Origin of the sequence: Capnocytophaga sp. oral taxon 329 str. F0087, assembly GCF_000213295.2 — a bacterium.
Lineage (GTDB): Bacteria > Bacteroidota > Bacteroidia > Flavobacteriales > Flavobacteriaceae > Capnocytophaga > Capnocytophaga leadbetteri_A.
Genome location: NZ_KN390030.1, coordinates 8,747 through 16,740 on the forward strand (window position 1 = coordinate 8,747; position 7,994 = coordinate 16,740).

Sequence of the window (7,994 nt, forward strand, 5' to 3'; positions counted from 1 at the left end):
TTTTACTTTTTTCTGATTGCGGTATACATTTTCTATTACCGAGCCATCACCTTGTACAAAAGCTTCTACATCTTTGCAACTCATATCTAAGGCATAATCTAATACTGCCTCTACTAAGTCGTTTTTAGAAGGGAAGTGCTCATAAAGCGTTTTTTTTGATATTCCCATTTTGCTTGCTAAATCGTCTATTGTAAAGGTTTTAAACCCATACTGCATAAAATCATTCAGTGCGCGCTTTACTATTTCTTCTTTCATACTTATATTAATTTGTCAATTTGCTAATTAGCAATTTACCAATTGCTAATCATCTTGAATTCGGGGACAAAGGTAGTATAAAAAAACTTAATAAACAAAAAAAGTTTCCTACTTTTGTAAGAAACTTTATATTTTTTAACCATTATAAACTCAAGAAGGTAAATCCTACACCCACTACTGTTTGCTTGTAATTATAGTCTATCAGCGAATCACCATAACCGTGGGAGGCTTGCAAAGCAATGCGTAAATCTCGGCTAAGAGGATATATCCAATTACACTCTATATGCGCTCGATTATGGTTGAGATTCAGATTATTGCGGAGCTTTAGAGAAAAGGCATTCTTTCTGAAAGGAAAAATCAAGGAGAGCTCGCATCTACCTATGTAATTCTCTATATCGGGATTATCGTCTTCGCGAGGCTTTTCAGTAAAACGTTTCCAAAAACGCGCATTTATTAGCACCTCATTCCACTGAAAAATACCCATCAGTATAAAGCGGTTCCAACTGCGCGAATGAGCAGCTTCTTTACCATTAGATTGGTGATTGACAGAAAGCCCTATCATTTTCATCTTGAAATCTCCTGCTGAAAGATTCAACGGATAAGTAAAAATAAGCTCTGGTTCATAGTTTATCTCTCTAAAAGGACGCGATAGTTTGCCATTATACATCTGCCAATAGGCCTGCTGTGTGAAAGCTACCCATACATCGCCTTTGCCAAAAGCATCTTGCATAATCTTAGCCTTAAGGCTCACCTGAAATTTAGTTTCAATATGCTGATAATCGCGCCTCTCAGGTACAGGGCGGTCTGGATTAAGGCTCTGGGGTTGCTCAGTAGGCACATCGGTAAAACGAAACGGCATCACATACATAGGCATATAGTCTACAAACTTAAAAGTACCCCGTTGGTCTTCGCGGTCGAGTTCCCAATTTTTTGAAAGGGCACGCTCTAATAGTAGTTTTTTGCTTATCACAGCTTCTTCTCTTGGAGGCTCTTGTAGTGTATCAATAGTAGTTGTTTCTTGTGCTACTGCGCTACTACCTATTATCAGTAGGCTTATCAGTAAAGTATTTTTCATTTCTTTATTTTTTAGCGGGGCAAAAGTAGCAAAAAAATTACTTAATGATATAGAGTTTATTACTATTTGTTAGCAGTTTGTAGTACAAATGTACATTCTGATACACCTCATAGTCACCTAATGATTCTGTACTTGCCTCTTTATCTTTCCAGTAGAGGGTTTCCTTTTGCATAAATACTTCTCTATTACCGTTATCATAATAATAGGGTGTATTTTTCAGTCTAAAAGTCACATTGTCTATCACTAAGTCATAATACTGATTTTCACCGTCATAACTAATATATTGCGGACGTATCATTCCTCTTTTATGACTCTCTGTCTTTTGTCCTGTATCCATTATATCAATGAACAAATTATTATTCCAGCCCTTTTCTAAGCCTTTCTCTCGTAATGAATAGACAGAGAGATCTCCAAAACTATCAGTAGACAGATAGAAAAACTGCCATTTTTGGTCTTGCCTATATACTACCTTAGCACCTAATTTATCTTTGTTGAGGGCTGCACTTACATCGTCGTCATATATTATTATTTCTTTTAACATATAACATTCAGCTTTTTCTTTTACTATATTGAGGTGCTCTAAACGCTGCTTGGCACTCCACTTATCAGAACCTTCTACAAAAGTAATGGGCTTCATTAGTGTATCACCATCAATAGCCCACGAGGTATAAAAATTGCGAATAGTATTGACAAAGTAATAGTTTAAGAAAAATCCTTCACGTGTGTGATTTTCTAGCTTTTCAGATATAAATTTATCTATCATTCTTCCGCCTATATCATATTTGTACATAGCTCCTAAATAATGATCAAAGCATACTAATTCGTTCTTAGCGTTTAGAAAATAATAATTATATACATCATCTTCCATCAGAAACTGTATTTCTTTACCTTGTTCGCGATAAGAAGTTTCGTATTCTAATATTTTATAGCGTGCATACTTATCGGGGATTGACCAATCAGAATATACTTTTTTTATATCATCAAGATAGATTACAACAAGTATCCAAAGCAGAAAGGCGCCTATACCCCCCATACACCATCGTGCCCAGCGGTAGTAAAAGCTATAGTAAACTAAAAAACCAACTACCAGAATCGCACTAATGACCAACCCACCAAAGAATAGGTAGAGTGCTTCGTAAGAGGCATTTAACACCAACAATGAAAACAGTGGTACTAAAATAAGTAGCATAGCTACCACCACTGTACGTATTCCTTTTTTTACAGAAGGTTTATCCATATTATAACAAATTTAAATTACAAACTATTTACCTATACAAAACTTCGAAAATATGTTTCCTAGTACCTCATCATTGCTTACTGCCCCTGTGATACTACCTAAATAGTAAAGTGTTTCGCGTATGTCTATAGCCAACAAATCGGCTGAAAGTCCTGATGCTAACCCCTCTTCTACCCTTTCGACTGCCGTGAGTGCTTGCTGTAGTGCCTCGTAATGCCGTAGGTTCGTTACTACTGTATTGCCTGCTGCTGCCTTATTGATTTGCTGGGCATAATTAGTAAGCGATTGTTTCAACTCTTCTAAATATACACGCTCTTTAGCTGATAGGGTTAGCAATGTTATATTATAGCCTACTAAAGCGTGACGCACCTGCTCATCAAAAGTGTGTACCCCTTCAGTATATAGATCTATTTTATTGTGTACCAATACAAAAAACACTCCTTCGCGGTAGTGCTCTTTTACAAATGCTACTACATCGGCTACTGTGTCATCATACTGATTATAGAGGAAAATAACTATTTGTGCCTTGGCTATCTTTTCCTTAGCTCGTTGTACTCCTATAGCTTCGATAGCATCGTGCGTCTCTCGGATACCTGCTGTATCTATAAAGCGAAAAGCAATACCGCCTATATGCAGTACCTCTTCTATGGTATCGCGCGTTGTGCCTGCTATATCTGACACTATGGCACGCTCTTCATTCAACAATGCATTTAACAAAGTAGATTTACCTGCATTGGGCTTACCCACAATAGCTACCGGCATACCGTTTTTGAGTACATTCCCTACTGAAAAAGAAGCTACTAACTGCGTAATCGTCTGCTTGATATGGCTGAGAAGCGCCTTGAAACTATCTCTATCAGCAAATGCAACATCTTCTTCTGCAAAATCTAATTCGAGTTCTATAAGCGAAGCAAAGTTGAGCAACTCACCCCGAAGAGTTTCTATTTCAGAAGCAAAGCCTCCACGCATCTGCTGTAGTGCGACTCTATGCGAAGCCTCAGAGTCAGAGGCAATAAGGTCTGCCACTGCTTCGGCTTGGCTAAGAGCCATTTTGCCATTAAGGAAAGCCCTTTTAGTAAACTCGCCAGCTTCAGCCAAACGCGCTCCTTTTGCTAAGCAGCTCTTCATCACTTGAGCGATGATATAGCTACTGCCGTGACAAGAAAACTCGACCACTGGCTCGCCTGTATAAGAACGCTGCCCTTTGAAGACGGTAGCTAAACACTCATCTATCTGGTGACCTTCTGCTTCTATCATTCCCAAATGCACTGTATGAGTTGCGACCTCTGCTAATGGTTTAGCGTGGTGTGCCTTAAAAATAGTGTCGGCTATAGCAATCGCTTCATTGCCCGAAAGGCGTATCACCCCTATAGCACCTGCTCCTGTAGCGGTAGCGAGTGCTACTATTGTATCGCTTGTATAAAGTCCGTTCATCTGTTCTTACTCATCTTTTAGGGCACAAAAATAGCACAAAAAAACGAATAATAAGGCATTATTTCTTATCTTTGCGCCAATTTATAGCTAAAAAATAATGGCAAGTATATATTTAATCCCCAATTTATTAGGTGAAAGTCCGCTGACTGTGCTTTCTCCACAGGTAGCCCAAGCGGTGCAAGAACTTACCTACTTTGTAGTTGAAAACGAAAAGTCAGCTCGTAAGTTTATCAAACTTATAGCTCCTGACAAACCACAAAGTGAACTACAGATAAGCGTTATTGACAAGCACCAATCTACCCCTGATTATACGGCTTATCTCGCTCCTTGTCTGCAAGGACACTCTATTGGCATCATCTCTGAGGCAGGCTGCCCTGGTGTGGCTGACCCAGGCGCTGAAATAGTGCGAGTTGCTCATCAGAAGGCTCTTAGAGTTATACCATTAGTAGGCCCTTCGTCTTTGTTATTAGCAATGATGTCGAGCGGCCTTAATGGACAAAACTTTGCTTTTAACGGTTACCTGCCTATAGACAAACAAGTACGCCGCAAAACCTTGAAAATATTGGAACGAAAAGTACAAGAAGGGCAATCGCAGCTTTTTATAGAAACGCCTTACCGCAATCAGCAGTTGCTCTCCGACCTTATTGAGACGCTGCAACCTGACACCCTTTTGTGTATAGCTACCGACCTGACACTACCTACTGAAAGTATCAGAACACTGCCTATTCGCCAATGGAAACACACTTCTGTAGACCTACAAAAACGACCTACTTTATTTATTATCGGGCGTTAAAATAGTAAATTTTCCCATTTAACAGACTATTATCAGTTGTTTATCCTTCGGTAATTGTTCGCTAAGCCTTCGCTCTTCCTGTATCGTTCCTATATCGTTTGTATAGAGAAAAGCTAAAGAGAAAATTTTTCTGTTTTTCATTAAACGAGATGGTGGAATGGGCGTGAAATACAAATTAGAAAAAAAAATTTGCATTATTACGTTTTATGACGTATATTTGCGACCTATTTTCTAAAAGAAAACAACTATAAAAATTAAAACTAAAATAATGAATACACTAAAACTAAGCAAACTGCTTTTTTTCGGGTGGTTAGCTACTGTAGGACAAGCCTTTGCCCAGCAACCTAAAAAAACACTGTCGTCAGTAGCTAATGGTACTCAGACAGTTACTAAAACCACTACGCAAACTACAACTACGGCCCAGACGCCTATGAATACTAACACTCGGGGAGCTACCTCTATATCGGGTTCTACTAAACCGCTATGGGTGCTAAATGGGGTGGTACTACAAGGTACTGTAGACCTAAAACCTGAAGACTTAGTATCGGACGATGCTAAAATGCTTATAGCTGCCGCTATACCAGGGCTTACCGCTGAAAGTATAGAGAGCTTTAAGGTACTAAAAGATGCCTCGGCTACGGCTATCTACGGGCAACGCGCCATAGGCGGGGTAGTAGCTATCACCACTAAACGCGGTAGTACGGGCGGTAGTAGCATCACCTATACCAATGAATCAACTTTTAGGTTTATACCTACGTATGGTGAGTATAATATAATGAACTCGCAAGACCAAATGTCGGTAATACAAGAACTTATAAGAGGCGGGCACTTTAAATCAGAAAACCAATCTATCACCCAAAACAAAGGAATCATAGGGCGAATGTATGATTTATTTTATGTATTAGACCGCAATGGAAACTCGGTAGTACCCAATACTGAAGCAGGACGCACCGCTTACTTGCAAGCCGCTGAACGCCGCAATACCAACTGGTTTAATGAGCTATTCCAAACGAGCATAATGCAGAACCATACGCTTTCTTTCTCGTCAGGTACTGAAAAATCATCTTACTACGCCTCATTAAGTGGGCTTTTTGACCCAGGATGGACAAAAGGAGACCAACTAAGCCAATATTCGGGCAACTTAAACGCTAACTATAACTTATCTTCTAAGTTTAAATTGAATGTAATTTCTGACCTTTCATACAGAAAAGAAACGACCCCTAAGCAAGATATATACGACTATGCTGTAACGCACTCGCGCAGTATGGACCCTAAAGAATACTACGTAAATGATTTTGCTCCTTATAATATCTTCAATGAAATAGATAATGCCTATAAAAACATTAACATTGCTAACCTTAGACTACAAGCGGAGTTGACCTATAGAATCACTAAAAAAGTAGAGGCTACTATGATGGGGGCTATCAGGTACTACATCAACCAGCAAAATACTGAGTTTAAAGAAAATTCGAACTACGCACAGTCATACAGAGCAATGCCTAACTCATTAGTACGCACCTATAATCCTAGATTATATGACGACCCTAATGACCCTTACGACTTGCCAAGTATCGTACTACCTGAAGGTGGGATACGCGAGCGAAGAGACCGTACTACTATAGGCAATAGCTTCCGTGCTACCTTGCGCTATAACGATAGTTTTAAAGACGGTCTTCACAACGTATCGCTATTTGCGGGGGTAGAAATGGATAACTATAAAAATACCGATGATAAGAACCAGAATTATGGTGTGCTATTCGGCTCGGGCAACTATAGTTATTACACGTATCTTTTTTTCAAAAAACTACAAGAAGAAAATAGCTCTTACTACAGCATTTACAACACTATAAACAACAATCAAGCATTTTTCACTAATGGTAGTTATACCTTTGGCAATCGTTATACTATAAACGGCACACTACGCTATGATGCTTCTAACAAATTTGCTGAATCGCGCTATATACGCTGGATGCCTACTTGGAACGTAGGAGTAAATTGGAGTGTAAGCAACGAAAAGTTCTTCCCTCGCCTAAAACCTCTTTCGCACCTTTCATTTAAAGCTTCATTTGGTATTACCGCCATTTCGCCATCAGTTAGCAACTCACTTTCGCAAATCTATACTAATATGCCTTGGCGCAACTCGTCTAAGCGCGAGATTGGGCTAAACATAGTTGATAATGCTAACCACGACCTTACCTACGAAAAAAACCAAGAGTTAAACCTTGGTACCCAATTCGGGTTATTTAACAACCGCATCAATGTATCAGCAGAATGGTTTAACCGTAGAAGTTACGACCTGATAGGCAACATCGTAACCCAAGGAGTGGGAGGTACTATCACTAAAAAAGGGAATATGGCAGAACTACGTATTCGCGGGGTAGAATTAGGATTAGAGACTACCAACATCAAGACTAAGGACTTCAGTTGGAAAACCTCTTTCATCTACTCACGCTCTAAAAACGAAATTACTAAACTGCTTACTAACCCTACGGTACGTAATATGATAGGCTATTCGAGTAGTTCTAAATCAGTAGCGGGATTTGCTAAAGAAGGTTACCCACTGCGCTCTATCTTCTCAGTACCTTTTAATGGTTTGAACGATAAGGGTTTACCTACTTTCTTAGATAGTGATGGTAACAGCACTGTGAGTGGTATCCGTTTTGATAACCGCAATGTAGATTTCTTAGAGTACTCAGGCACCCTTATCCCTACTGACAAAGGAAGTTTCAGTAACTCATTCAGCTATAAGGGCTTAACATTAGGTGTGGTATTTACCTATTCTTATGGCAATGTGGTACGCTTGCGCAAGCTGACCAATTCTTATAACGACTTTTGGGTAGCTCCTCGCGAACTCAACAACCGTTGGCAATACCCTGGTGATGAACAGCGCACCAATATACCGGTACTCTACACTACCTATATGTACGACCTTTACGGAGGATATAACAACATCATACAAGCGTACAACACCTATGATTACTCTAATGTACGCGTAGCTAAGGGTGATAATATACGCCTGAAAGAAATCTCTATAGGCTACACCTTTGGCAGAGATTTTCTAAAGAGAAATAAATTGCGCCAACTCAGTGTAAAACTACAAGGCACTAACCTTGCACTGCTTTACGCTGATAAAAAACTAAATGGTGATGACCCAGACTATTTAGCTAACGGCTATTCGCCTATTGCTGCTAAACGACTTA

At 39.4% G+C, this 7,994-nt stretch carries 6 protein-coding genes; 2 read left to right on the forward strand and 4 right to left on the reverse strand.

What is annotated here, in order from left to right; translation table 11 throughout:
- The 4 genes from HMPREF9074_RS09310 to mnmE form a co-directional block, all read right to left on the reverse strand.
- Positions 1 to 255, reverse strand: a 255-nt coding sequence (locus tag HMPREF9074_RS09310) for a TetR/AcrR family transcriptional regulator (RefSeq protein ID WP_034540391.1), incomplete at its 3' end; no start/stop codon positions are given.
- A 142-nt stretch (positions 256 to 397) separates the two neighbouring features.
- A complete protein-coding gene (locus tag HMPREF9074_RS09315) occupies positions 398 to 1,330 on the reverse strand; it encodes a phospholipase A (RefSeq protein WP_009389827.1) in 933 nt (310 codons plus the stop codon).
- A 37-nt stretch (positions 1,331 to 1,367) separates the two neighbouring features.
- Positions 1,368 to 2,567 (reverse strand): DUF998 domain-containing protein, encoded by a 1,200-nt coding sequence (locus HMPREF9074_RS09320; RefSeq protein WP_009389826.1) that lies wholly within the window; start codon positions 2,565 to 2,567, stop codon positions 1,368 to 1,370.
- A 24-nt stretch (positions 2,568 to 2,591) separates the two neighbouring features.
- Positions 2,592 to 4,001: a tRNA uridine-5-carboxymethylaminomethyl(34) synthesis GTPase MnmE gene (gene mnmE / locus HMPREF9074_RS09325; RefSeq protein WP_009389825.1), complete on the reverse strand. Its 1,410-nt coding sequence runs from the start codon at positions 3,999 to 4,001 to the stop codon at positions 2,592 to 2,594.
- A 97-nt stretch (positions 4,002 to 4,098) separates the two neighbouring features.
- On the opposite strand from mnmE, the gene HMPREF9074_RS09330 reads away from it, so the two are divergent.
- Together HMPREF9074_RS09330 and HMPREF9074_RS09335 are read left to right on the forward strand one after the other, a co-directional pair.
- Positions 4,099 to 4,794, forward strand: a complete 696-nt coding sequence (locus HMPREF9074_RS09330) for an SAM-dependent methyltransferase (RefSeq protein WP_009389824.1) — start codon at positions 4,099 to 4,101, stop codon at positions 4,792 to 4,794.
- Positions 4,795 to 5,062: 268 nt separating this feature from the next.
- The coding region (locus tag HMPREF9074_RS09335; RefSeq protein ID WP_034540393.1) for a SusC/RagA family TonB-linked outer membrane protein at positions 5,063 to 7,994 on the forward strand (2,932 nt) is incomplete at its 3' end.